Below are 24595 nucleotides of genomic sequence, written 5' to 3'. Positions count from 1 at the left end.
CATGTCCGGCATCCGAAGCTTTGGCGCTCCACTGTCGGAGCGACTGCCCCGCGTCGAGATCGACCGGGCGGCGCTCGCCGGCAACTGGCAGCGTCTCGCGGCTCACACGCCCGGCGCGCGCACCGGCGCCGCGGTCAAGGCCGATGGCTATGGCCTCGGCGCGGCGGAGGTCGCGCGCACGCTCCATGATGCCGGTTGCCGGGACTTCTTCGTCGCCTGGGCCGAGGAAGGCGCCGTGCTGCGCGAGACCCTCGGCGGGCCGGATACACGGATCATGGTCCTGCAGGGCCTCGACTCCTCCGCGGCCGCGCTCTGCCGCGAGACGAGGCTCTCGCCGGTGCTGTCCACTCCCGACGACATCGCCGTCTGGCGCGAGGCCGGCGCCGCGCCGGCTCCTGCCTTCATCCAGCTGGAAACCGGCATGAACCGGCTCGGCCTCGGCGAGACCGATGCCCGGGCCGCCGCGACCCTTGCCGCCTCCGGCGCCCTCTCCGTCACCTGCGTCATGAGCCATCTCGCCTCGGCCGACGAGGCGAGCGAGCAGAGCCGCGAGCAGCGCACCGTGTTCGAGCGCGTGGCCGGCCTGTTTCCGGGCGTGCCGCGCTCGCTCGCCAACTCCGCCGGCATCCTCCTCGGCCCCGAATTCCACTACGACCTGACGCGGCCCGGCATCGCGCTCTACGGCGGGACGTGCGAAGCACTGGAGGGCCTCCGGCCGGTGGCGACGCTCACCGCCGCCATACTGCAGATCCGCATGGCCCGGTGCGGCGAGGCCGCGGGCTATGGCGCCGCCGCACCGCTCGCCCGCGACACCCGCATCGCCACCGTCGGCCTCGGCTATGCCGACGGCTTTCTGCGCGCCGGCTCCGGCGCGGGCGTCGCGATCTGGCCGGGCCGGTCGGTGCCGACGGCCTTTCTCGGCGGCCGTGCCGTGCCGATCCTCGGGCGCATCTCGATGGACCTCATTCTGCTCGACATCACCGATCTTCCCGCGGACGCCGTCCGTCCGGGAGACCGCGCCGAATTCTATGGGAAAAACGTTCCGATCGAGCAGGTCGCGGCAGCGGCGGGCACGATTCCCTACGAGCTCTTGACGGGCCTCGGCCCCCGGGTCGCGCGCGACTGGCGGTGACGTGGGCGGATTGCCCGCGGCGCCACCCTTTCGGATGGGCATCTTTCGTGCGGGTTTTGCACCCTCGTTGCCAGTCCCGGTCGTTGCGGCATGGATCCCCGGGTCCAGGGCCCCGAGGATGACGAGTGACATGGGGCGCGCCCAGTCCTTCGTCATCTTCGCCTCCCTGTCCCTCGTCATCCCCGCCTCCCAGTCCTTCGTCATCCTCGCCTCGAAGAGGCGGGGATCCATGCCGGAGCACCCGTCGCCGCCGCCCCGGTAACGGACAAGGAAGAACGACGTCGTCAGGCAGCTGACCCGTCGATCAGCCACGCCTCGCCCAGAAAGGCCCAGCCAAGCACCAGCGCGACGTGGAGGAAGACAATCGCCAGGAGGATGGAGCGGAACGGCTCTTTCTGCGTCTTGTGGCGCAGGGTCCGCTGCGCGGTGACTGCGCCGGCGCTGCCACCTGCCAGCGCGAGGCCGAGCAGGGTACGCTCGGGAACCCTGCGCCCGCCGGCCCGCGCCATGCTCTTGTCATAGGCAAAGGCCGCATAGGTCGCGGCGTTGGCCAGGACGAGGTAGGCGATGAACGGCAGAATCATGTCGGTCTCCTGATAGCCCCGCCACTCAGCACCGGCGCGGCCCCCTGTCGAGCCTCGGCGTTCCCTGCCGCCGCAACCGGTGCCGCAACGGCCCGTCTTGTTTATGCTTTGTTCTCATGGCATGGATTGCCTCTCCGCCAACGCTCGAAAGACCCCATGGCCAAGCTGAAAGCCTCCTTCATCTGCCAGAACTGCGGCACGGTCACCGCCCGCTGGCAGGGGCGCTGCGAGGCCTGCGGCGAGTGGAACACGATTGTCGAGGAAAGCGCCGGCGGCGGCATCGGTGGTGGGCCGCAGCGTGGCGCCCGGCGCGGCCGCGTGACCGCCCTCCTGCCGCTGTCGGGCGAGATGGAGGAGGCGCCGCGCATCTCGACCGGCATCGCCGAGCTCGACCGCGCCTGTGGCGGCGGCATCGTGCGCGGTTCGGCGATCCTCATCGGCGGCGATCCCGGCATCGGCAAGTCGACGCTGCTGATGCAGGCCGCCGCCGGTCTCAGCCGCGGCGGCCACCGCGTCGTCTACGTCTCGGGCGAGGAAGCGGTGGCGCAGGTCCGCCTCAGGGCGCAGCGGCTGAAGGCCGACGATACGGACGTGATGCTGATGGCCGAAACGAATGTCGAGGACATCCTCGCGACGCTCGGCGACGACAAGCGGCCCGACCTCGTCATCATCGACTCGATCCAGACCCTCTGGTCGGATCTCGCCGAATCGGCGCCGGGGACGGTCACGCAGGTGCGCACCGGCGTGCAGGCGATGGTGAAATACGCCAAGGCGAGCGGTGCGGCGGTGATCCTCGTCGGCCATGTCACCAAGGACGGCCAGATCGCCGGCCCGCGCGTCGTCGAGCACATGGTCGACGCCGTGCTCTACTTCGAGGGCGAAGGCGGCCATCACTTCCGCATCCTCAGGACGGTGAAGAACCGCTTCGGCCCGACCGACGAGATCGGCGTGTTCGAGATGTCGGACCTCGGCCTGCGCGAGGTGCAGAACCCGTCCGAACTCTTCCTCGGCGAGCGCAACACGAAGTCGCCGGGCTCGGCGGTGTTTGCCGGCATGGAGGGGACGCGCCCGGTTCTGGTCGAGATCCAGGCGCTCGTCGTCGCCTCGGCGCTCGGCACGCCGCGCCGCGCCGTCGTCGGCTGGGACCAGCCGCGCCTCGCCATGGTGCTCGCCGTGCTCGAGGCCCATTGCGGCGTCCGGCTCGGCCAGCACGACGTCTATCTCAACGTCGCCGGCGGCTTCCGGATCAGCGAGCCGGCGGCTGATCTCGCGGTCGCAGCGGCGCTCGTCTCCTCCCTGTCCGGCCTTGCCCTGCCCGCCGATTGCGTCTATTTCGGCGAAATCAGCCTGTCGGGCGCGGTGCGGCCGGTGGCTCATTCCGCGCAGCGGCTGAAGGAGGCGGAAAAGCTCGGCTTCGGTCAGGCCGTCCTGCCGTCCCTCAGCGCCGATCTGCCGAAGGGGCGAGACGTGTCGACGCACGAGGTCGAAACGCTTCCCCATCTCGTCGCCCGGGTCGCCGGGGCCGCGGCGAGCCAGGAGGCGGAGTGACGAGATTGCTGCGCCTGCCCTTGCCAAATCCGATATGATCGCCAAAGTGGCCGCCGCGGCGCCCCTGGCGGGCGCCGACGGGCGCAGAGCCACGAGAACCGCACTTCTGCGAGCGACGAAGAAAAGAAAAATGCACGACAGGGTTGGACCGCAATGACCATCACGCTTCTCGACGGGATCCTAGTCGGGATTATGCTTGTCTCCGCCTTGCTCGCGATGGTCCGCGGGTTCTCGCGCGAGGTCCTCTCGGTCGTGTCGTGGCTCGCGGCGGCCGCGGCGGCCTTTTTCTTCTACGAGGCGCTGACGCCCTACGCGCAGGAATACATCGCCAACGAAGACGTCGCCATGGCGGCCTCCGCGCTGGCGATCTTCATCGTGACGCTGATCATCGTCTCCTTCATCACGCTGCGGATCGCCGACTTCATCATCGACAGCCGGATCGGGGCCGTCGACAGGGCTCTCGGCTTCGTCTTCGGCGCGGCGCGGGGCCTGTTGCTCGTCGTCGTCGCCATGCTCTTCTTCAACTGGCTGAGCCCTGTCGAATCGCAGCCGACCTGGATCACCAATGCGCGGTCGAAGCCGATGCTGGACGATCTTGGCGCCCGGCTGCTGGCGGCGGTCCCGGAAAAGCCGGTCGAACTTCTGCCCGAGCAGCTCCGCGACAAGCTGGAGCCGCCGACAGCCGGCGAACCCGCGCCGCCAAGCGACGCGGCACCTGCCGAGCCGGCAGAGCCAGCGGAGCCGAGCAGCATCGAAGGCGCGATCGACGGCGCCATCACCGACGCTCCGCCCAACTGACGCATCGCGAGCACTGTCACCGATCTGTCGTCATCTCCGACTTTTCGGTGCGCAAAGTGTTGTTGCATATCGCGCAAAGGCGAGACACGCCCTATATGGGGGGCGACTGCAAGGATCGATGACCGGACGGCCGCGCATTGGAGACAATCGCGGTTGCCCGGCTTTTGTCATTTAAGGACCGCGCCCTCCCGCGGTGGCGAGCAGAGACGGATCGGCCGAACCCGATCCCAGGTGAGCGATCAGATGGATGAAACTCCCTTCGGCGATACGGACGACGACAGCCTGCACGAGGAGTGCGGCGTCTTTGGAATCTTCAACCGGACGGACGCGGCGCCCTTCGTCACGCTCGGCCTTCACGCGCTGCAGCACCGCGGCCAGGAGGCGGCGGGCATCGTCGCCTTCGACGGAACGCAGTTTCACATCGAGCGCCATTCCGGCCTGATCGGTGACACCTTCACCAAGCAGGCCGTGCTGGAGCGGCTGCCCGGGCATTCGGCCATCGGTCACACCCGCTATTCCACCAGCGGCGGCGGCGGCCTTCGCAATGTCCAGCCCTTCTTCGCCGAGCTCTCGGCCGGCGGCTTCGCCGTCGCCCACAACGGCAACATCACGAATGCCATGACGGTGCAGCGCGAATTGCAGCGCCGCGGCTCGATCTTCTCCTCGACCTCCGACACCGAGACGATCCTCCATCTCGTCGCCACCAGCGCGGCACGGCTCTTCACCGACAAGCTGATCGATGCGCTGTCGCGGCTCGAAGGCGCCTTTTCGCTGGTCGGCCTCTCGCCGAAGAAGATGGTCGGCGTGCGCGACGCGCTCGGCATCCGGCCGCTCGTGCTCGGCGATCTCGAGGGCTCGCCGATCCTCGCCTCCGAAACCTGCGCCCTCGACATCATCGGCGCGACCTTCGTGCGCGACATCGAGCCGGGCGAGATGGTGATCATCACCGACGAGGGAATCGAGAGCATCTTCCCCTTCCAGGCGCGTCGACCGCGCTTCTGCATCTTCGAATATGTCTACTTCGCCCGCCCCGATTCCAACATCGAGGGCCGCAACGTCTACGAAATCCGCAAGAAGATCGGCGGCGAGCTCGCCCGCGAGAGCCATGCCCCCGCCGACGTCATCGTGCCCGTCCCAGACTCCGGCGTTCCAGCGGCGATCGGCTACGCGCAGGAATCGGGTATCCCCTTCGAGCTCGGCATCATCCGCAACCACTATGTCGGCCGCACCTTCATCCAGCCGACCGACGCCATCCGCCACATGGGCGTGAAGCTGAAGCACAATGCCAACCGCGCGGTGCTGGAAGGCAAGCGCGTCATCCTCGTCGACGATTCGATCGTGCGCGGTACAACCTCGCAAAAGATCGTGCAGATGGTCCGCGATGCCGGCGCGAGCGAGGTGCACATGCGCATCGCCAGCCCGCCGACGCGCTCGAGCTGCTTCTACGGCGTCGACACGCCGGAAAAGGCGAAGCTGCTGGCGTCGCGCATGTCGATCGAGGAAATGGCCGAGTTCATCAATGTCGATTCCCTCGCCTTCCTGACCATAGACGGCCTCTACCGCGCCGTCGGCGAGCCCGCGCGCAACGCCCATGCGCCGCAGTTCTGCGACGCCTGCTTCACCAGCGACTATCCGACTTCGCTCACCGATTTCGAGGGAACGGACAACGTCCGCCAGTTGTCTCTCCTCGGCGGCAACGGATAGCGTCAAGGGGCGATGCCCGCCTGAGCTTACGGGTCGGCACGGCCCGGGGAAAGCGGTGTCTGGGTCCGCGGCCAGCCGAAACTGGGGGGACGGAGACGATGCGACGAGAGCGCCGTTGGTCCCGTTCCGCAGGCGCAGGCCGGGCTTGACCCAAGCCCCTCGCCTCCCGCATTAAAACCTTCCACTCGGCGGAAGATCGATGCCGCCGGCCCCCGGTAGCGAGCCTGCCGCCGCAGAAGAATGGGTGGCCGCCCTGCCGTCCCACCTCCCCGCTCGTGATGGGCCAGGGGTTGGGCCCAGGGGGTCGGCTGGCGGCAGCAGAGATCGGGAGACACTATGACCGGAAGACTGAAAGACAAGATCGCTCTCGTCACCGGCGCGTCGCGCGGGATCGGCTACCAGATTGCCAAGCAGATGGCGGCCGAGGGTGCCCATGTCGTGGCGGTGGCGCGGACGGTCGGCGGCCTCGAAGAACTCGACGACGTCATCCGCCGCGGCGGCAATTCGGCAACGCTCGTGCCGCTCGATCTGACGGATGCCGGTGGCGTCGACCGTCTCGGCGAGGCGATCCACAAGCGCTGGGGTCGGCTCGACGTGCTGGTGGCCAATGCCGGTGCGCTCGGCGTCCTGTCGCCCATCGGGCATATCGAGGCGAAGGTCTTCGACAAGACCATGGCCCTGAACGTCACCGCCACCTGGCGCCTGATCCGGTCCGTCGACCCTCTCCTGCGTCTGTCCGAGGCCGGCCGCGCCATCGTCATGTCGTCTGGCGCCGCGCATTCCTGCCGTGCCTTCTGGAGCCTCTACGCCGCTTCCAAGGCGGCGACGGAGGCCATGGTCCGCTCATGGGCGGCCGAGACCGAAAACCTCCCCTTGCGCGTGAACTCGGTCAATCCCGGCGCCACCCGCACCGCGATGCGGGCTCTGGCCATGCCCGGCGAGGATCCGGACAGCTTGCCGAAGGCGGCCGACGTCGCCGCGCGCATCCTGCCGCTGGCCTATCCGGACGTGACCGAGACGGGGCAGCTGTTCGACGTGCGCGAGAATCGCTTTCTTGCCTATCAAAAGCCTGTCTGATGCAGGTCGACCATCCGAACCTCACGCGAAGCGCCATCGACGGCGACGGCAACCCTGCGGGCCCTGTGTCCGGGAGCGCCGATCCGGTACGCACCGCCCGTGAGACGATCGCCCTGGAAATTGCCGGGCTGGAGGCTCTGGCTGCGTCGATCGACCAGCGCTTTACCGCGGTCGTCGAGATGATCAGGGCCTGCCGCGGCCGGGTGATCGTCACCGGCATCGGCAAGTCGGGCCATATCGGCCAGAAGATCGCCGCCACGCTCGCCTCGACCGGGACCCCGGCCTTCTTCCTGCATGCGGCCGAAGCGGCGCATGGCGATCTCGGCATGGTCGGAACCGACGACGTGGTGATCGCCATCTCCAATTCCGGCGAAAGCACCGAGCTGCAGGCGATCATCGAATTCTGCCGGCGCTTCCACGTGCTGCTCGTCGCCATGACGGCCCGGCCGCAATCGGCCCTTGGTCGCCATGCCGACGGCATCCTGCAGCTGCCGGACGCCGTGGAGGCCTGCCCCCTGGCGCTGGCCCCGATGACGTCCACGACGATGTCGCTCGCCATCGGCGACGCACTCGCCGCGGCCCTCATCCGCGCCCGCAATTTCCAGCGCGACGATTTCGCGAAGTTTCATCCAGCCGGCAAGCTCGGCGCGCGTCTCCTGCGCATGCACGACGTGCTGGAACGCCTTCCGGATCTGAAGAACATTCCGGGCGTCTCCCTGGGGACGCTCCTGCCCGCGGTGATCGTCGCAATCTCCAAGGGGCGGCGCGGCGCAACCGCGGTGCTCGATGCGGACGGCCGGCTGGCCGGCATCATCACCGATGGCGACCTTCGCCGCGCCATGACCGACCGCGGCGTCTTCGACAAGACGGCGGCGGATATCATGACGCCCAACCCGCGGCAGATCTCGTCCGACAACCTTGCCGTCGACGCCCTCGCCATCTGCGAGATGGAACGGATCGCGGCGTTGTTCGTCACGGGCGACGATGGCCGCCTCGTCGGACTGGTCGATCTGAAGGGCCTGCTGTCGCTCGGAATCGTCTGAGACGCTCGTGCCGCCAGCTTCCGAGGCGGGGATCACTGCGCGGCCCGCTTCCACCGAGCGGGCGAGCTGTGCTCGCGCCGCCCGGCGCAAGCTAGGATCGCAGCTTCTGAAAGCCGTGGGCGGACAGGCAGAGATCGATCGCCGCAGGCAGGACAGCGAAGCTGTCGAGAACGACGTCGGCACCGAGCGTCGTCACGTCGATGGCACTGTAGCCGTAGGTCATCACGATGGCGGGCACTGCTGCGGCCTGCGCCGTCGCCACATCGACCTCGCTGTCCCCGATCATCACGGCCCGAACGGGACTGCCGCCAGCCTGGCCGATGGTCATCAGGAGATGATCGCGATGCGGCTTTCGGAACGCAAAGCTGTCCCCTCCGCAGATGGCGGCAAAATATCCGTCCAGCTTCAGAGCCTCGAGGAGGCTCATGGCGAGGCTAAGCCGCTTGTTCGTGCAGACGGCGAGGATCGCGCCGTCTGCACGCAGCGTATCGAGAACGTCGACGACACCTGGATAGGGCAGGCTCTCGGCGGCGATGTTGGCGCTGTAGTCGGCGACGAGATCCCGCTCGAGGGCGTCGAGCAGACCCGCGTCCGCCGGCACCTCCTGGTGCCGCAACGCCTCGACGACGATCGCGCGCGCGCCGTGGCTGATCTGCGGGCGCAGCAGCGCTGGCTCGGTCGCCTGAAATCCGGCGCGGATCAGTGCCCTGTTGGCCGCCGACAGCAGGTCCGGCGCCGTCTCGACCAGCGTGCCGTCGAGATCGAAGACGATGCACTGCCCCTCCCTGGCCCCCTTTGCGGAAAATGACGCGCTCACGACGCCAGCTCCCCGTCGCCGGTGACGAGCAACGGGACAATGCCGGCACTCTCCAACATCGTCGCCAGGCTATGCCGGTGAGGATCGATCATGGCTCGAAATTCCTTGCGTAGACGGCCGGCGGCGGCACGGGGGCGCTATCCGACGGAAGAACGCGCACTGGAAACATGCCCGGTGCCGGCACGCCGCCCAACATGAAATGCCCATCGGGACTGCACGAAGCTAAAGCGGGATGGCCTTTCTTCGAATCGCCGTCCCGCTTTCGTTCTTTGTTTGCGCATGATCTCCTTCCGAAAGCCGGAAGCGACCTTTCGGGATCATGCTCTAATGGATCAGATCCGACGTGGTGACGGGCGTTCGTCCTTGGTGATCTCGTCGATGCGTTTCATCGTGGCGAGGAAATCCGGCATCCAGTCGAGCGGCAGCATGTTCGGGCCGTCGCTGGGGGCGGCATCCGGCGCCTCGTGCGATTCGACGAAAAGCGCGGCGATGCCGACGGCGGCCGCGGCTTTCGCCAGCGGCGGCGCGAAGCGCCGGTCGCCGCCCGATGACGTCCCCTGCCCGCCCGGCTGCTGCACCGAATGCGTGGCATCGAAGACGACGGGATAGCCGGTCTCGGCCATGATCGGCAGCGCGCGGAAATCGGTGACGAGCGTGTTGTAGCCGAAGGAAGCGCCGCGCTCGCACAGCATGACGCGGTCATTGCCCGAGCCCGAGATCTTCGCCGCGACATTGGCCATGTCCCAGGGAGCGAGGAACTGCCCCTTCTTCACGTTGATCGCCCGGCCGGTCTTGGCCGCGGCGACGAGCAGGTCGGTCTGGCGCGACAGGAAGGCGGGGATCTGCAGAATGTCCACCGCCTCGGCCGCGGAGATCGCCTGCGGAATATCATGGATGTCGGTAAGAACAGGGCAGCCGAAGGCGTCGCGGATGTCGGCGAGGATGCGCAGACCCTCGTCGATGCCGATGCCGCGCGTCCCCGCGAGGGAGGTACGGTTCGCCTTGTCGTAGGAGGCCTTGAAGACGAAGGGGATGCCGGCCTCGGCGGCGATCCGGGCCAGGCTCTCGGCCATGAAGAAGGCATGGGCCCGCGACTCGATCTGGCAGGGGCCGGAAATGAGGACGAAGGGCAGAGAATTGCCGAAGCGGATCGCCCCGACGTCGAAATCCCGGTCGGCATGGTTCGGAGTCACGGGCAGGTCCTCGTCATGGAAGCGTGGGCGTTGTGTCAGGCGGTTTCGTCGAACATGCCGGTCGGCAGTCCGTCGAGGCTGACGGCATTCTTTTCGCGGCGATAGGTCTCGAGACCCTCCTCGCCCTTGGCTTGCGACCAGTTCTGCATCGAGGCACGCTCGCCGGTATAGTCGAACAGCGGCACGCCGTAGCCGCAGGAGGTATGGACGAGATCGACGTCGAGGACGACGATATGGCGCGTGCCGAGCGGCGCCTCGCCGTCGAAGTCGCTCCGCAGGAGGGCGGAGAATGCCGGCGTGTCCTTGGCGAGGATGCGTCCATGGCCGTAGAGGCGCAGGATCATCGGCGGACCGTCGACAGCGCAGAACATGATGGTCAGCCGGCCGTCGGCCAGCATGTGCGCTGCCGTCTCGTTGCCGCTGCCGGTCAGGTCGCGATAGGCGACGGTGTTGGCGTCGAGCACGCGAAAAGCGTCCGTGCCACGCGGCGAAACGTTGATGCGGCTGCCGGGTGCGGCCGAGGCGGTGAAGAAGATCTTCTGCCGCGCGATGAAGTCGCGGTGTTTGTCGTCGATGGCCGGAAACTGCTTGCCCATGGTGCCTCTCTCAAGCGGCGGAAATGTCGGCGGGAGCATCCTGGCGCGCCCGGCGCCGATATTGCCGCACGGAAAATGCCATGGCGATGTAATAGGCGATCACCGTCGCCGACAGCGTCTGCCAGAGGAAACTCGTCAGGAGGACGATGAAGAGGACAAGGCAGAGGATGACGGGGATGACCATTTCGCGCCGCAACGGCATCGAGATCGTCTTGCCCGACCAGGTCGGGATGCGGCTCGCCATCAGGAAGCCGACGAAGAGGAGGTAGACGGCCGAGAGATAGGCGGTCAGCACCGGCTGGCCGAAATCGACGCCCATGAAGGACAGATACATCGGAAACAACGCAAGGCCCGCTCCCGCCGGCGCCGGCACGCCGGTGAAGAAGGCCGACTTCCACTCCGGCTGCTTCGGGCCGTCGAGCATGGTGTTGAAGCGGGCGAGACGCAGCGCGCACGTGGCCGAGAACAGCAGCGCGGCGATCCAGCCGGCCGAGCCGGCGCCCTTCAGCGTGTAGGCGTAGAGCACCATGCCGGGCACGACGCCGAAATTGACGATGTCGGCCAGCGAGTCCATCTCCGCGCCGAAGCGGCTCTGGCCCTTGAGGAGACGCGCGATGCGCCCGTCGACGCCGTCCAGCAGCGCCGCGCCGATCACCATGCCGACGGCCAGTTCGTAGCGGCCCTCAAAGGCGAGGCGCATGCCGGTCATCCCGGCGCAGATCGCGATGATGGTGATGAGGTTCGGCACGATGTGTCGGAACGGGATCCGCCGCCGGACGGCGGGCGTCTCCGGCGGATCGGCCGGATCGCTCTCGGGCATGTCGGGATCGAAGGGCTGGAAGGGCGATTTCATGGGTTCAGTCCCGCCGTGCCGAATAGCTTTGGAGGCCCGCGCCGAATTCGGCGATGACCGTCTCGCCCGCGATCGCCGTCTGGCCCTCGGAAACCCGCGCCTTGGCGCCGTCCGGCAGGTAGATGTCGAGGCGCGAGCCGAAGCGGATGAGGCCGAAACGCTCGCCGGCCTCGACGCGGTCGCCGAGCCCACGCCAGCAGATGATCCGGCGGGCGATGAAGCCGGCGATCTGGACGACGCCGAGTTCGCCTTGCGGGCTCTCGATCACCAGGGAATTGCGCTCGTTGACGTCGCTCGCCTTGTCGAGTTCGGCATTCTTGAACTCGCCCTCGCGATACGCGATCCGGGCGATGCGCCCGCGCATCGGCGCGCGGTTCACATGGCAGTTGAAGACGTTCATGAAGACCGAGACGCGCAGCATCGGCTCCATTCCAAGGCCGAGCTCTTCCGGCGGCACGACATGGCCGACGAGCGAGACCGTTCCGTCGGCCGGGCTGACCGCCAGCGTGTCGGACAGCGGCGTGACGCGCTCGGGATCACGGAAGAAGTAGGCGCACCAGAGCGTCAGGACGAGGCCGATCCAGAACAGCGGCTGCCAGAAGAAGCCGAGAACCAGCGCGATGGCGAAGAAGATCGCGATGAACGGATAGCCCGCGCGGTGAATCGGGACGAGCGCGTTTCTGATCGAGGCGATCATGTGCATCGGGGGCATTCCTTCTGACGCCGCAAGGAGGGCAGGCGCACCATGGCTGCGTTAGGGCAAGTTTTGCCGTCATCTGCAAGATCGAACAGGCGAAAAGATGCCTGCCGCCGATTGCCTCACCCGGCCTCGACCGGTCGTTTGCGCTCGATGATGCCGAGTTCGTCGGCCTCTCGGGCACGGCGCAACACTTCCTCGGCCTCCGTCGCCTCGCGCTGCATGCGCCACATCTCGGCATAGAGGCCGTCTTCTTCAAGAAGTCCCCTGTGGGTACCGCGCTCGACGATCTCGCCGGCCTTGAGGACGATGATCTCGTCGGCATTGATGATCGTCGACAGCCGGTGGGCGATCGTCAGCGTCGTGCGCTCCTTCGAGACGAGGTCGAGGGCCGACTGGATTTCCTGTTCGGTGTGCGTGTCGAGCGCGGATGTGGCCTCGTCGAGGATGAGGATCGGCGGCGCCTTCAGGATCGTCCGGGCGATGGCGACGCGCTGCTTCTCGCCGCCGGACAGCTTCAGCCCGCGTTCGCCGACCATGGTGTCGAAACCCTCCGGCAGGACGTCGATGAAGCCGGCGACCTGGGCGAACTCGGCAGCGCGGCGCACTTCCGCGTCAGTGGCATCGATCCGGCCGTAGCGGACATTGTAGGCGATGGTGTCGTTGAACAGCACCGTGTCCTGCGGAACGATGCCGATGGCCGCGCGAACGCTCGCCTGGGTGACCGCGGAGATGTCCTGGCCGTCGATGGTGATCCGGCCCGAGGTCAGATCGTAGAAGCGGAACAGCAGCCGCGAAATGGTCGACTTGCCCGCGCCCGACGGCCCGACGATCGCGACCGACTTGCCCGGCGGCACCTCGAAGGAGATGCCTTTCAGGATTTCTCGCGCGGGATCGTAGTTGAAGCGCACGTTCTCGAAGCGGATTGCGCCCTCGGTGACCTTCAGCGCCGGAGCGCCCGGCCGGTCCTTCACCTCCTCCTCGACATCGAGGAGCCCGAACATCTGCTCGATGTCGGTGAGGCCCTGGCGGATCTCGCGGTAGATGAAGCCGATGAAGTTCAGCGGGATCGAAAGCTGCATCAGCATGGCGTTGATGAAGACGAAGTCGCCGAGCGTCTGCGTGCCGGCCCTGACTTCCAGCGCGGACATCACCATGGCCGCGCCCATGCCGGCGGCGAAGATCACGCCCTGGCCGAAATTCAGCCAGCCGAGCGAGGTCCAGGTCTCGGTCGCCGCCTTCTCGTAGCGCGCCATCGAACGGTCGAAGCGCTCGGCCTCCATCGTCTCGTTGCCGAAGTATTTCACCGTCTCGAAGTTCAGGAGCGAGTCGATGGCTTTCGTATTCGCCTCATTGTCGCTGTCGTTCATCTCGCGGCGGATGGTGATGCGCCAGTCGCTCGCCTTGATGGTGAACCACGAATAGAGCCAGACCGTCGCGGCGATGACGAGGAGATAGGAAACGCCATAGGTCAGGCCAAAGATCGCCGCGGTCAGGGCGAATTCGAGGATCGTCGGCAGCGTGTTGAGGATGGTGAAGCGGACGATCGTCTCGATGCCCTTGGTGCCGCGCTCGATGATCCGCGACAGGCCACCGGTACGGCGTTCGAGGTGGAAGCGCAGCGACAGGCGGTGCATGTGGTTGAAGGTGCGGAAGGCGAGCTGGCGCACGGCATATTGGCCGACGCTCGCAAACAGTGCATCGCGCAGCTGGTTGAAGCCGACCGAGACGACGCGCGCGACATTGTAGGCGACGACGAGCGTCACCGCGCCTGTGATGACGAGCGGCAGCCAGGCCTCGGCCGTGTCGGCGCCATCGAGCGCGTCGGTCGCCCACTTGAAGAAGTACGGCACGCCCACGGTGAGGAGCTTGGCGACGACGAGAAACAGCGTCGCCCAGACGACGCGTGCCTTCAGGTCCGGGCGGCCATCCGGCCACATGTAAGGGACGAGGTTTCGGAGTGTCGCGAAGGTCGACTGGCTGTCGACCGTCAGTTTCGGCGTTTTGGGCAAGGGCAGATCCATCGCGCGACGCGGCTCGGCGTCTTTGGATGGGTTCTAATGTGAAATGGTCGGAGGGGGAAGCATCGACCCGGCCTGGGAGAGGCTAACCGCCGGTGTTCCTGCCTCAAAGGACGGCCAGCTCCCTCTCCAACAGCCTCGCCGCATCCTACTCGTCTTTCGGCGTACGAAACACCTGGCCCGGATAGATCCGGTCGGGATCGCGGATCTGATCGCCATTGGCGAGGTAGATCACGGTGTAGCGGGCGCCGCGGCCATAGGTTTCGCGCGAGATCCGCCAGAGCGTGTCGCCGCGGCGGATGATGACCCGCGCCTCCGCCGGCTCCAGCGCCGGCTGGCGGACGACGGTGATCTGGCCGTCGGGCGGTGTCGGCGCCGCAGCCGCCATGGGTGCCGTGGCCGCACCGGTGGCGGCAGCATCGCTTGCGGTCCCTGCCCGCGTGTCGTCGGCACCGGCCGACGGCGCGGCAGCCGGCCGTTCCGCCGCAGCGGCGACGGGCGGCTCGACCGACGGCACGGGTTCCGCCGCGGCGAGTGCCGCCGTCGCAGGCGCGGGCACGGGCGCAGATACCGGCTGCTCCGCAGGCGTCGGCGACGGTGCAGCGACCGGTGGTGCAACAGTGGCTTGTACGGAATTCGGCGCGGCAGGAGCCGGCGGCACGGATGCCGCGTCGCCGGCTCCTGCTGGCTCATCCCCGTTCGAGACCCCGGATGGCTCGAGCCTTGTGGCCATCTGGGCCTGTCCAGCCGCAGGCGCCATCGACGCTGCCGGATCATTCGATGCTGCCGGCGCCGCACCCGCTGCGGGATCGGCCGTTGCGACCGTCGCGGCTGCTGGCGCTGTCGGCAAAGACGGCGCTAAGATGGCCGACATGGCCCGCCCCTCGGGACGCACGAACGGCACCTCGACGCGCGCGATCACCGTTCCCGCATTGTCGAGCGCATCGGCCCGGACCACGTGTTCCCCCGGATGCACCGACACCGTCGCCGTGACGAGGAAGCGATCCGCCGTCACCTTCGGTGCCGTGGCGAGAAAATCATTGTCGATATAAACCCGGACCGAGGCGGCACCGGCGGACCGTCCGGCGACGTAGATGCGGTCGCCCTCGATCTCGACCGCCTCGACCGCCAGCGAAACCGCGGGCAAGGCCGGCCGAGCAGGCGCAACGGGAAGCGTTAGATCCGCCGCGCCATCGGTTGCCGACGATGCCGACGGCAGCAGCGGCGCCTCCCCCGCGGCTTCCGGGCTTGCCGCACTGTCCGGCTCGGTCGGCGCCTCGTCCGAGGCAAGGTCGGCCGCGCCGGAGGGCGGCACCGACTCGGCCGACGAGGCCGAGGGCAGGCTGATCAGGCGCGACGGGCTGTCGGGAGATTGCACCATGGCCAGGAGCTCGTTCTCCCTGCCCTTTTCCGGGATGTTGACGATCGCGGTCTCGGCGGAGGTCGTGGCCCGCCCGTCGGGTGCTGTCGCCTGAAGCGTCAGCTGGTGTTCGCCGACCTTCAGCCGATCGTCGAGGGCGACCACGAAGTCACCGCTGGCGCTCGCCGTGTCGCCGCCGATCCGGGTCGTCCCGTCGAGCAGCACGATGGCGCTGCCGGCGGGCGCGCGGCCGGCGAGAACCACCGAACCATCGGGCTCGACACGGACGATGTCGAAGGTCGGCGAGACCAGGGGTTCGGGCGGCATCGCCGCGGCGTCCGGCAGGGAAGCCGGGGCCTTTTCCGGCGTCTGTCCCGCCGGCGAAGGCGTGGCCGGCGGCGATCCCGCCGCGTCGGTCGGCCCCGGCTCAACCTGCGTGACGGAAGCGGGAGGCGTCTGGGCGCCGGCGGCCGCCGGCGGCGCATCGCCTGCGGGGGCCGGCGGGACAGCGGGCGGCGGCGCGTCTGCGGTAGCCGGCTCGGGCTGCGGCGGAACCACGGGCGCAGGGTCTGGCGTCTCTGCCGGGGACACGGCCGCCGTCCCGGTGGGAGCGGTGACCGACTCTGACAGCGCCGGCGGCGCCTCGGAAACCGGTACGGCAGCGGACGGCGTTTGGGCAGGAGGAGCGCTGGCGGATGGCACACTGCCCTCGCGCACGATATCAGCGATCTCGCCGACGCTCTCTGAAGCTTCGTCGCGGACGATCTTCAACTTCTCGGTACTCAGCATGTCCCAATAGCCGGCCAGAATGGCGGCAAACAGGACGAGACAAAAAAGACCGGCACCGATGATTTTACGCTTCATGTGAAGACCGTCGACGCTCCCGAGAAAAAGCTGTCAAGAACACGCTTTGTTCACCAACGTTTAACCAAGCGGTGGTCGGCTCACAAGGCAGCCCCGGGCTTAACCGGACTTCTGGTTAAGGGTCTCGCCTGAACGGTATTTCGGCCACACGAATCACACCCGCCCAGCGGGTATCGGCGGGCGTGGATGGTCCGGAAAGGGGCGCCGGTTCTTCAGACCCCGGACGCGCCGCGCACCCCAGCGCCCCCTGCCCGGCCCAGGCAGGCAAGGGCGATTTCCAGGCTCCGCAGGCCGTCATGGCCGGAGACGGGAACCTCGGCCTCGCCGCGGACGGCGGCGTAGAAGGCCGCATGCTCGGCCGCCAGCGGGTCGCTCGCCGGCACGAAGAGCGCGCGCTGGCGAAAACTGCCGTCCTTGCCGTAGTCACTGAACACGGTCAGCGTCCGCTGCAGCATGTCGCAGACGAAGAAGCGGTCCGGGGTCGCCACTTCCATGCGGCGCTGGCGAAACGGCGTCAGCCAGTTGGTGTTGATGCTGGCGATGGCGCCGCTGGTCGTGCGGAACTGGAGGAGTGCGCTGTCTTCATGTGCCCCGCGCGTCTGCGAGACCTGCGCCTGATGCTCGGCGATCTCAGAAGAGGCCATCCAGCGGATGAGATCGATGTCGTGCACGGCGAGATCGAGGACGATGCCGACATCGCCGATCCGCGCGGGAAATGGGCTGGCGCGGGTGATGACGACGGAACGGACGTCCTCGCCCTGCAACGCTGCCCGCAGCGCCACGAGCGCGGGATTGAACCGCTCGACATGCCCGATCATCAGCTTGCGACCGCAGCCTTCGGCCAGCGCCACCAGGTCGCGCGCCTCGTCGACGCCACCGGCTATCGGCTTTTCCACCAGGACATGGACGCCGGATGACAGGAGTAGGGTGGCGAGCGCATGATGCTTCGCCGTCGGCGCGGCGATGACGGCCGCGTCGATGCCCGCGGCCAGCAAGGACGAAACGTCGGCGTAGCTGGACACCGCATGGGCGGCGGCGACAGCCTCGCGGCGTTCCTCGTGCGGATCGACGACCCCCACGAGAACGGCCGACGCATTGGCTGCGACGGTTCGGGCGTGATGGCCGCCCATCGAGCCGCAGCCGATGACGCCGATCCTCAATCTATCTCTCAAGGGACTGCCTTTTCATGCACGGGAACGATCACTGGGATGGGCGCTTGCCATCGCAGGGATCGCGAAACAAGGGATCGGGGGAAGGACGAAGCGCCGCCCTCCCCGCCGTTGCGATCGAAGAAATCCGGTTGCCACAGGCGCGCGGGATAGCTCGAATCAGGCCGCCTCGGCGCGCAGTCCGGCGAGCGCTTCGGTGACCGCGCCGATGATGCGATCTTGCGTCGGCTCGTCGAGATAGGGATGCATCGGCAGGCTGATGACCTCCTCGGCCAGACGATCGGATACCGGCAAGCCGTTGCCGGCGACGGGAAAATGCTTGTAGGCGGTCTGCCGATGCAGGGGCCGGGGATAGTAGATCGCAGTCGGCACACCGCGCGCCTTCAGTTGGGCACCCAGCGCGTCGCGCAGGCCCGGCGGCACGCGGATCGTGTATTGCGCCCAGGTCGAGACGGCGCCGTCCACGACCGTCTGCGGCGTGGCGTGACCGGCAAGCGCCGCGTTGTAGCGTGCGGCGATATGGTTGCGGGCGACGATCTCGCAGGGGAAGATCGCCAGCTTCTCGATCAGAACGGCGGCCTGGATCGTGTCCATGCGCCCGTTCATGCCGATGCGGACATTGTCGTAGCGATCCTCGCCCTGGCCGTGGACGCGCAGCGAGTGCATCACCTTGTGGAGTTCGGCATCGTCGGTCTGCACCGCGCCGCCGTCGCCGTAGCAGCCGAGGGGCTTTGCCGGGAAGAAGCTGGTCGAGACGACATCCGCCCATTCATTGGCCATCTGGCCGTTAAGCGTCGCGCCAAAACCTTGCGCGGCATCGGAAATCAGCTTCAGATCGAATTCGTCGCAAAGAACCCGGATCGCGGGATAGTCGGCGGTCTGGCCGAAGAGATCGACGGCGATGACCGCGCGCGGCACGAGGACGCCTGCGGCGAGCGTCTCCTCGATTGCCCGGCGCAGACTTGCCGTGTCGAGATTGAAGGTCGCCTGGTCGACATCGACGAATACCGCCGTCGCCCCGACGAGGGCGACGACCTCGGCCGTCGCGGCGAAGGTGAAGCTCGGACAGAAGACCGCATCGCCCGCCGTTATGCCCCAGGCCATCAGCGGCAGCACCAGCGCATCGGTGCCCGAGCCGCAGGACAAAGTATGCGCCGTGCCCGAGAATGCCGACAGCTGCTCTTCGAACGCAGCGATTTCCGGTCCCATGATGAAGGCGGCGCTGTCGATGACGCGGGTAATTGCGGCGTCGATCCTGTCGCGGATCTGATCGCGCTGGGCGCCGAGATCGATGAAGGGAATTGGTCTGTCCATGCTCTTCCTCTGGGCTGTCGGGGCCCCGTCCGCCAGATCTGCGGACAATCACTGCCGAAGGATGCACCGCGCGTGACCGGCCGCATCACTTCCAGGCACTGTCGCTAAACTGTTTCGGCCCGGATGCAAACGATGCCGCATGCAGTTGCCCGTTCCATCCGGTCACATATTGTCGCCAACCCCGGACTTATTGTGACTGTGCAAAACTGCCTGTCGCGGTTCGGCCTGCTCCTCCGCACAGCTTTCGAGGATCGACCTTATGCCAAGGCTCTCCTCCCGGGGCGCCGGCCGGCCCGATCCGCATTCCCATCCGACTGCACGGCGGACGCGTTCAGGCGACCGACGGCCGGGTCGGGCGGTCGTCGCCCAGCTTGCTGTCCAAGACCCGCGAGGGGCTGTGCTTCCTGGCGTCCGCTCGCTGGCCATCCGGCACCAGCCAACCGGTCAGCGACGCATACGGTCTCTGGAAGCGCGCACCACCACGCATGCGCCTTCGACTTGCCGGCACCTTTCGTCCGCTCGAAACCCGCACGCGATCTCACTGCCCGCCGCACATGTCTGATGAGACCGGTAGTGTCCGCGCTCGTGGTGGAAATTCCGACATTGAAAGGTGTGGCTGAGGCGGTCACCGGATAGGGCGGCTAAGGTGGAGTTGCGAGACTTCAACCTGACCGGAGAACCCGATGACCGAGGACAGACTACCGCTTGCCGAGCTTTTTGCGAAAGCCGGGGACGGCGATTTCCTGAGAACGATAGCCGAGAGCGTGATGCAGCTCCTTATGGAGGTCGACGTTGAAGGCATGATCGGCGCCGGGCGCCACGAACGGACGCAGGAACGGGCGACTTATCGCAATGGCTACCGCGACCGCTCGCTCGACACGCGGCTCGGCTCGTTGCAGCTTCGGATACCCAAGCTTCGGCAGGGCAGCTACTTCCCGCCGTTCCTGGAGCCGAGAAAGCTCTCGGAGAAGGCCTTGGTTGCCGTCATTCAGGAAGCTTGGATCAGCGGCGTTTCCACCCGGCGGGTCGACGATCTGGTACAGGCCATGGGGCTGTCGGGGATCGGCAAGAGCACCGTATCGAAGCTGTGCAAAGACATCGACGAACGCGTCGGCGGCTTCCTCGACCGTCCTCTCACTGGCGACTGGCCCTACCTCTGGCTGGATGCGACCTACCTGAAGCAGCGCGAGGGTGGACGCATCGTTTCGGTCGCCGCCATAATCGCCGTGGCCGTGAACACGGACGGCAAGCGCGAGATCGTCGGCCTTCACATCGGCCCCTCGGAAGCGGAGACGTTTTGGTCGAGCTTCCTCAAGAGCCTCGTGCGCCGCGGCCTGTCCGGCGTGAAGCTCGTGATCTCGGATGCTCACGAAGGGCTGAAAGCCGCCATTCGCCGGGTGTTCAGCGCCTCCTGGCAGCGCTGCCGGGTGCATTGGATGCGCAACGCCCTGTCGTATGTCCCGAAGGCGCAGCAGAGCATGGCGGCGGCCGCGCTGCGCCAAGCCTTCGCCCAGCCCGATCGTGCTAGCGCCAGCCAGGCGCTGCGCCACGTCGCCGACCAGCTTCGGGGAAAGTGTCCAAAGCTCGGGGCCTTCATCGACAACAGCGAGACCGACGTGCTGGCGCACATGGATTTTCCCAGTCAGCACCGGACCCGGATCCATTCGACGAATTCCCTGGAGCGCCTGAACAAGGAGGTGAAGCGGCGTGCCGACGTCGTCGGAATCTTCCCGAACGAGGGATCCATCATCCGGCTCATCGGCGCCGTCCTTCTCGAGGCCAACGACGAATGGCAGATCCAGAACCGCTACATGCAGACCGAACCCATGGCCGACCTCATGGCCATGGGCAACACTGCAAAACCCGAACAGATTTCCACCGAAGTCGCCTGAAACGGAGCCGCTTCAGCTACACTCAATTTCCACCACGTTGACGGACACGACCATGAGACCTGTGCGCGGGGGCTTTGATTTCAGAGGTCAGCACTGAGGGGTTTTGCCAGTCTACCGCATGCTTGGATTTCGGTTTGCGACAGGCGGTTTCGAGGCGCTGCGGCCTCCATCGGCCGATGGCGGACACAGGTGTCCCGCCGTCATGCCATGCGCTCGCGCAGGATGTTTCGTGTTCGCGTGAGATTGAAGGCGATCGCCGTCAGCCGTACCTGAAGGCCAGCTTTCGCAAGTCCGATCCACCGCATGCGGCGCAGACCGTAGCTGCGTTTCCACGTGCCGAAGACCTTCTCGATCCGGCGGCGGACATGGCCGACCTCGCGGTTCCAGGCTTCCAGCTTCTCAAGCGCTTCGGCACCGCCCCATAGCGCTCGCCCCGGCAGGCGCGACGAGCCGCCAGCATCCCGGATCAGGATCTCATTGCGCGAACTGGCGTAGGCCAGATCGGCATGGACGTTGCCCGGATCGGGCGGCAGCACCGCGCCGAGCATGCGGCCGTCGTTGACATTGGCAGGCGTCATCTCGATGCGCCGGACGATGCCGCCGTCGGCGTCGGTCGCCACATGCGCCGTGTAGCCATGCACGGCCGCCTTGCGGCGATGGCCGACCCAACGGGCCTCCTCGTCCTTCGTGATGCTGGCGGAGGCGATGATGGTGGCGTCCACCAGCGTGCCGGTCTTCACCATGACGTTCTTCTCGTCGAGCTGGCGCGTCACCGCTTCGAAGAGAACCGTGTCGAGGCCATGCCTCACGAGCTCCTTGCGGAACCGCACGAAGGCGGTGCGCTCCGGGGTTGGCTCACTCGCGGCAAAACCACAGAACCGGCGGAACGAGGCGCGATCGTCCAGGGCCTCGGCCAATTTCACGTCCGACAGGTCGTACCAGACCGACAAAAGAAGGGCCTTCACCATCGCCAGCGGCGGCCAGGACTTCTCACCTGACGCGGAGCGGTAGATCGGCGACAGGTCCTGGTCGATCTCGAGCCAGTCGATCATTCCAGCGATGTCGTCCAGGGCGCCAGGGCCGCGCTTTGCTCCCGCGTCTCCAAGCCGAAGAGCTTCCTGACCAATGCGACGCCGCGCCATGACCCAATCCCCCCGTCCGAAGAACTTCAGTGAATTAACGATACAGGCTGCCGGCAAGCCCCCGCGCACAGGTCTCGTCATACCAACGAGCGCTGGTCAGAACCGATGCGCCCAATCCCGCATGCCGATGGAGATGATTTTCCAGGGTTGGTCGACGAGCTTGTTCCAGGCCTCGCAGCAGTGTGCGACGATGTCGTCGTAGTCGATGAAGATGCGGTTTGAGAGCCAGTTGTCGCGCATAAACTGCCAGACGTTCTCGACCTTGTTCAACTCAGGCGCGCGAGGCGGTAGGAAGAGCAGCGTGATGTTTTCGGGCACGACGAGCTTGGGCGTCATGTGCCAGCCGGCGCGATCGAGGATCAGCACGGCATGGGCGCCAGGATCGACGGCGCGTGAGATCTCCGCCAGGTGCTGGTTCATCGCGCCGGTGTCGCAGTAGGGCAGGACAAGGCCGGCACCCTTGCCCTTCTGCGGGCAGACCGCGCCGAAGATGTACGCCCACATGGTGCGTTGGTCGTGCGGCGCGGACGGTCTCGTGCCACGCCTGGCCCAACGGCGGGTGATCTTTTTCTTTTGCCCTATGCGGGCTTCATCAGCCCACCAGAGCTCGATCTCGGTACCCTTCGGGAGCTTGGCCTGGATGGCTGCCAGTTCGGCGGGGAAGTTTATGGAATGGCTCGCCCCTTTCCCTCGGCGCATGATCTGCGCCGTTTGAGAGTAGCACGGAGGCGAGCCGATGAATGAGATCAGGGTTCTGGGCATCGATCTTGGCAAGGACATTTGCAGCGTCGTTGGGATGGACGGTGCCGGGAAGGTCCTGTTGCGGCGCCGGATGCGAAGAGACACCGTGTTGAAGCTGGCGGCGGGAATGCCGACGTGCATCGTGGCGATGGAAGCGTGCTGCGGCGCTCATCATCTTGGCCGTCATCTTCGCGATCAGGGTCACGACGTCCGGCTGATGTCGCCAGAATACGTTCGGCCCTACGTCAAAGCTCAGAAGAACGACGATAGGGATGCCGAGGGCGATCGCGGAAGCCGCGACCCGGCCGACGATGCGCTTTGTCGATCTGAAGAGCGACGAGCAACTCGACATGCAAGGCCAGCATCGTGCAAGAAATCGGCTGGTTGGCGAGCGCACGACGCTGATCAACCAGCTTCGGGCGATCCTTCTCGAGCGCGGCATCGTCATCGCCAAGGGGCGACGCAAGCTCGAACTTCGACTGGATGAGCTTCTCGCCGGCGAGATGGCAATCGGCTCTCGGATCCGGGTGCTGATCGAGGACATGCGGGCCGAGTGGCGCGCTCTCGACGCTCGGATCGGCGCCTTCGATGCGGAGTTTACAAACCTCGCCCGCGAGGACACGTCGATGAAGCTGCTCTCGACGATCCCGGGGATCGGCCCGCTGAATGCGACAGCCTTCGTGGCTTCCGTCGGCAAGGCCGAGACGTTTGGCCGAGGCCGCGACCTCGCCGCCTGGCTCGGCCTCGTTCCCCGGCAGATGACGACCGGTGGCAAGCCGAAGCTCCTTGGCATCAGCAAACGCGGCAACGGTTATCTCAGGCGGATGCTGATCCATGGAGCCCGAGCCACACTGCCATCCTTGGCCAAGGGAAAGACGCTCTTGGGCGAGTGGCTCCGGGGCCTGCTGTCGCGAACGCTTATGAACACGGCCGTCGTCGCGCTGGCGGCGAAAATGGCCAGGATTATCTGGGCGGTGTTGAGAAGCGGGCGTCCGTTCGTGTTGGAGACAACGTCGTCGGCTGGATGATTGCAGATCGACCGGAAGGGAGGCCTTCAGGTCGCAGATGTCTGTGAGTGGACTGGAAAGATGGCCTGACAGTCGAACGGCATGCCGACATCCTGACCAAAAAAATGGCGCTCGACGCCGTCGTGTTTATGAGGATCGGTACGCGCGAAAGCTCCATCTTGGCCGGGGACGATCAAGGCCCCGAGACCGGATACGTTGGCGCAGACTGAAGAGCCGGAAAAGAATCCCTTGCAGGCGGGGCGAGCCATACGTTTTGAAAGCATCCACCTCGAACTCGTTCTGCGCATAGTGGCGCGGACGCGCCGAGAGCTTGGCAAAGCCAAGCGCCTTCAGTTCGCGCCCGACCGTGGTCTCGTCCAACGAGATGGCGAATTCCTCATAGATCCACTGCGCCAGATCCTTGCGCCGCCAGCGCACGACGCCGTGGATCGCCGGGATCGGGCCGCTCTCCACAATCTTCGCCAAGGCATGGCGCTGCTTGTCATTTAGCTTGGAGGAACTGCCCGGCGCCTTGACGTTGATGAGCCCTGTCGGACCACCCTCGTTGAACCGCAGCACCCAGTCGCGCACGATCTGGAGCGTCACGCTGCCAATCCGGGCCGCGTCGGTGCGTGAGCCGCCCTCGTAGATCGCAGCCAGCGCCAGAAGTGAACCGCCCCGGGTCTGCTGGAGGCTGATTGGTTTGAGTCCTACGCGGCGATCGAGGTCACCTCAAGCTGAGCGTAATAGCGTTCCTCCGCCTCTGCGGGGGGAATGTTTCCGATGGGCTCGAGGAGGCGGCGGTTGTTGAACCAGTCGACCCATTCGAGGGTGGCGAATTCGACGGCCTCGCAGCTTCGCCATGGTCCACGGCGGTGGATCACCTCGGTCTTGTAGAGGCCGTTGATCGTCTCGGCGAGGGCGTTATCATAGGAATCTCCGACGCTTCCCACCGATGGCTCGATGCCGGCGGCAGCCAATCGCTCGGTGTATCTGATGGAGACGTACTGCTTTCATTCAATCGGTCGTCGCAACGCCTGAAC

19 protein-coding genes and 4 pseudogenes are annotated in these 24595 nt (G+C 66.6%); 9 read left to right on the top strand and 14 right to left on the bottom strand.

Annotated features, from left to right (window positions below; all coding sequences use genetic code 11):
* Position 1: 1 nt before the first annotated feature.
* Together alr and Sa4125_RS07835 are read left to right on the top strand one after the other, a co-directional pair.
* Positions 2–1132, top strand: a complete 1131-nt coding sequence (gene alr, locus Sa4125_RS07840) for an alanine racemase (protein ID WP_224005592.1) — start codon at positions 2–4, stop codon at positions 1130–1132.
* A gap of 118 nt (positions 1133–1250) precedes the next feature.
* Positions 1251–1394, top strand: coding sequence for a hypothetical protein (locus Sa4125_RS07835; protein WP_224005589.1), 144 nt, complete (start codon positions 1251–1253; stop codon positions 1392–1394).
* Positions 1395–1416: 22 nt separating this feature from the next.
* On the opposite strand, the gene Sa4125_RS07830 is transcribed toward Sa4125_RS07835, so the two are convergent.
* Positions 1417–1716: a DUF1294 domain-containing protein gene (locus Sa4125_RS07830; RefSeq protein ID WP_224005586.1), complete on the bottom strand. Its 300-nt coding sequence runs from the start codon at positions 1714–1716 to the stop codon at positions 1417–1419.
* A gap of 156 nt (positions 1717–1872) precedes the next feature.
* On the opposite strand from Sa4125_RS07830, the gene radA reads away from it, so the two are divergent.
* From radA to Sa4125_RS07805, 5 genes are all read left to right on the top strand, one after another.
* The gene (gene radA / locus Sa4125_RS07825; protein ID WP_224005583.1) at positions 1873–3264 is read left to right on the top strand and encodes a DNA repair protein RadA; all 1392 of its coding nucleotides are present in this window, start codon (positions 1873–1875) and stop codon (positions 3262–3264) included.
* A gap of 153 nt (positions 3265–3417) precedes the next feature.
* The gene (locus Sa4125_RS07820) at positions 3418–4062 is read left to right on the top strand and encodes a CvpA family protein (RefSeq protein WP_224005579.1); all 645 of its coding nucleotides are present in this window, start codon (positions 3418–3420) and stop codon (positions 4060–4062) included.
* Between the two features lie 243 nt (positions 4063–4305).
* Positions 4306–5766: an amidophosphoribosyltransferase gene (purF, locus tag Sa4125_RS07815; RefSeq protein ID WP_224005576.1), complete on the top strand. Its 1461-nt coding sequence runs from the start codon at positions 4306–4308 to the stop codon at positions 5764–5766.
* A gap of 336 nt (positions 5767–6102) precedes the next feature.
* Positions 6103–6843 carry an SDR family NAD(P)-dependent oxidoreductase gene (locus tag Sa4125_RS07810; protein WP_224005573.1) on the top strand — a complete coding sequence of 247 codons (741 nt, stop codon included), beginning with the start codon at positions 6103–6105 and terminating at the stop codon, positions 6841–6843.
* Positions 6843–7886, top strand: coding sequence for a KpsF/GutQ family sugar-phosphate isomerase (locus tag Sa4125_RS07805; RefSeq protein ID WP_224005570.1), 1044 nt, complete (start codon positions 6843–6845; stop codon positions 7884–7886). Before Sa4125_RS07810 ends, Sa4125_RS07805 begins: the two co-directional genes overlap by 1 nt.
* 91 nt (positions 7887–7977) lie before the next feature.
* Here the strand turns inward: Sa4125_RS07805 and Sa4125_RS07800 are convergent, their stop codons facing one another.
* The 9 genes from Sa4125_RS07800 to Sa4125_RS07760 all read right to left on the bottom strand — a co-directional run bounded on the left by Sa4125_RS07800 (position 7978) and on the right by Sa4125_RS07760 (position 18770).
* Positions 7978–8703, bottom strand: coding sequence for an HAD hydrolase-like protein (locus Sa4125_RS07800; protein WP_224005567.1), 726 nt, complete (start codon positions 8701–8703; stop codon positions 7978–7980).
* A gap of 332 nt (positions 8704–9035) precedes the next feature.
* The gene (gene kdsA / locus Sa4125_RS07795) at positions 9036–9896 is read right to left on the bottom strand and encodes a 3-deoxy-8-phosphooctulonate synthase (protein ID WP_224005564.1); all 861 of its coding nucleotides are present in this window, start codon (positions 9894–9896) and stop codon (positions 9036–9038) included.
* 35 nt (positions 9897–9931) lie between these two features.
* A complete protein-coding gene (locus tag Sa4125_RS07790) occupies positions 9932–10492 on the bottom strand; it encodes a pyridoxamine 5'-phosphate oxidase family protein (protein ID WP_224005562.1) in 561 nt (186 codons plus the stop codon).
* A gap of 10 nt (positions 10493–10502) precedes the next feature.
* A complete protein-coding gene (locus Sa4125_RS07785) occupies positions 10503–11345 on the bottom strand; it encodes a phosphatidylcholine/phosphatidylserine synthase (protein WP_224005560.1) in 843 nt (280 codons plus the stop codon).
* A 4-nt stretch (positions 11346–11349) separates the two neighbouring features.
* Positions 11350–12048 (bottom strand): phosphatidylserine decarboxylase, encoded by a 699-nt coding sequence (locus Sa4125_RS07780; protein WP_224005558.1) that lies wholly within the window; start codon positions 12046–12048, stop codon positions 11350–11352.
* A gap of 116 nt (positions 12049–12164) precedes the next feature.
* Positions 12165–14060: an ABC transporter ATP-binding protein/permease gene (locus Sa4125_RS07775; RefSeq protein WP_224007645.1), complete on the bottom strand. Its 1896-nt coding sequence runs from the start codon at positions 14058–14060 to the stop codon at positions 12165–12167.
* Between the two features lie 151 nt (positions 14061–14211).
* Positions 14212–16287 (bottom strand): LysM peptidoglycan-binding domain-containing protein, encoded by a 2076-nt coding sequence (locus Sa4125_RS07770; protein ID WP_224005556.1) that lies wholly within the window; start codon positions 16285–16287, stop codon positions 14212–14214.
* A 212-nt stretch (positions 16288–16499) separates the two neighbouring features.
* Positions 16500–17459: a Gfo/Idh/MocA family oxidoreductase gene (locus Sa4125_RS07765; protein WP_224005554.1), complete on the bottom strand. Its 960-nt coding sequence runs from the start codon at positions 17457–17459 to the stop codon at positions 16500–16502.
* A 156-nt stretch (positions 17460–17615) separates the two neighbouring features.
* Positions 17616–18770 (bottom strand): DegT/DnrJ/EryC1/StrS aminotransferase family protein, encoded by a 1155-nt coding sequence (locus Sa4125_RS07760; RefSeq protein WP_224005552.1) that lies wholly within the window; start codon positions 18768–18770, stop codon positions 17616–17618.
* A 683-nt stretch (positions 18771–19453) separates the two neighbouring features.
* Here Sa4125_RS07760 and Sa4125_RS07755 point away from each other — a divergent pair.
* On the top strand, positions 19454–20662 hold the full coding sequence (locus Sa4125_RS07755) for an IS256 family transposase (RefSeq protein WP_223998301.1): 1209 nt from the start codon (positions 19454–19456) through the stop codon (positions 20660–20662).
* 200 nt (positions 20663–20862) lie between these two features.
* On the opposite strand, the gene Sa4125_RS07750 is transcribed toward Sa4125_RS07755, so the two are convergent.
* Positions 20863–21861: an IS5 family transposase gene (locus tag Sa4125_RS07750; RefSeq protein ID WP_224005550.1), complete on the bottom strand. Its 999-nt coding sequence runs from the start codon at positions 21859–21861 to the stop codon at positions 20863–20865.
* A 39-nt stretch (positions 21862–21900) separates the two neighbouring features.
* Positions 21901–22470 (bottom strand): annotated as a pseudogene (locus tag Sa4125_RS07745) (IS630 family transposase); the annotation flags it as partial.
* Between the two features lie 70 nt (positions 22471–22540).
* On the opposite strand from Sa4125_RS07745, the pseudogene Sa4125_RS07740 reads away from it, so the two are divergent.
* A pseudogene (locus Sa4125_RS07740) lies at positions 22541–23573 on the top strand (IS110 family transposase).
* 252 nt (positions 23574–23825) lie between these two features.
* Here Sa4125_RS07740 and Sa4125_RS07735 read toward each other — a convergent pair.
* Positions 23826–24239: pseudogene (locus tag Sa4125_RS07735) on the bottom strand (winged helix-turn-helix domain-containing protein); the annotation flags it as partial.
* 23 nt (positions 24240–24262) lie between these two features.
* Positions 24263–24562, bottom strand: a pseudogene (locus tag Sa4125_RS07730) (integrase core domain-containing protein); the annotation flags it as partial.
* Positions 24563–24595 lie beyond the last annotated feature (33 nt).

It is taken from the genome of Aureimonas sp. SA4125 (genome assembly GCF_019973775.1).
Taxonomy (GTDB): Bacteria; Pseudomonadota; Alphaproteobacteria; order Rhizobiales; family Rhizobiaceae; genus Plantimonas.
The sequence above is the reverse complement of the archived record's forward strand: the minus strand, read 5'-3'. Positions and strand labels throughout refer to the sequence as shown.

Coding starts and splice junctions, on each gene's coding strand:
- alr (WP_224005592.1), top strand. CDS start 2: ATGTCCGGCATCCGAAGCTTTGGCGCTCCACTGTCGGAGCGACTGCCC.
- Sa4125_RS07835 (WP_224005589.1), top strand. CDS start 1,251: ATGACGAGTGACATGGGGCGCGCCCAGTCCTTCGTCATCTTCGCCTCC.
- Sa4125_RS07830 (WP_224005586.1), bottom strand. CDS start 1,716: ATGATTCTGCCGTTCATCGCCTACCTCGTCCTGGCCAACGCCGCGACC.
- radA (WP_224005583.1), top strand. CDS start 1,873: ATGGCCAAGCTGAAAGCCTCCTTCATCTGCCAGAACTGCGGCACGGTC.
- Sa4125_RS07820 (WP_224005579.1), top strand. CDS start 3,418: ATGACCATCACGCTTCTCGACGGGATCCTAGTCGGGATTATGCTTGTC.
- purF (WP_224005576.1), top strand. CDS start 4,306: ATGGATGAAACTCCCTTCGGCGATACGGACGACGACAGCCTGCACGAG.
- Sa4125_RS07810 (WP_224005573.1), top strand. CDS start 6,103: ATGACCGGAAGACTGAAAGACAAGATCGCTCTCGTCACCGGCGCGTCG.
- Sa4125_RS07805 (WP_224005570.1), top strand. CDS start 6,843: ATGCAGGTCGACCATCCGAACCTCACGCGAAGCGCCATCGACGGCGAC.
- Sa4125_RS07790 (WP_224005562.1), bottom strand. CDS start 10,492: ATGGGCAAGCAGTTTCCGGCCATCGACGACAAACACCGCGACTTCATC.
- Sa4125_RS07785 (WP_224005560.1), bottom strand. CDS start 11,345: ATGAAATCGCCCTTCCAGCCCTTCGATCCCGACATGCCCGAGAGCGAT.
- Sa4125_RS07780 (WP_224005558.1), bottom strand. CDS start 12,048: ATGCACATGATCGCCTCGATCAGAAACGCGCTCGTCCCGATTCACCGC.
- Sa4125_RS07770 (WP_224005556.1), bottom strand. CDS start 16,287: ATGAAGCGTAAAATCATCGGTGCCGGTCTTTTTTGTCTCGTCCTGTTT.
- Sa4125_RS07760 (WP_224005552.1), bottom strand. CDS start 18,770: ATGGACAGACCAATTCCCTTCATCGATCTCGGCGCCCAGCGCGATCAG.
- Sa4125_RS07755 (WP_223998301.1), top strand. CDS start 19,454: ATGACCGAGGACAGACTACCGCTTGCCGAGCTTTTTGCGAAAGCCGGG.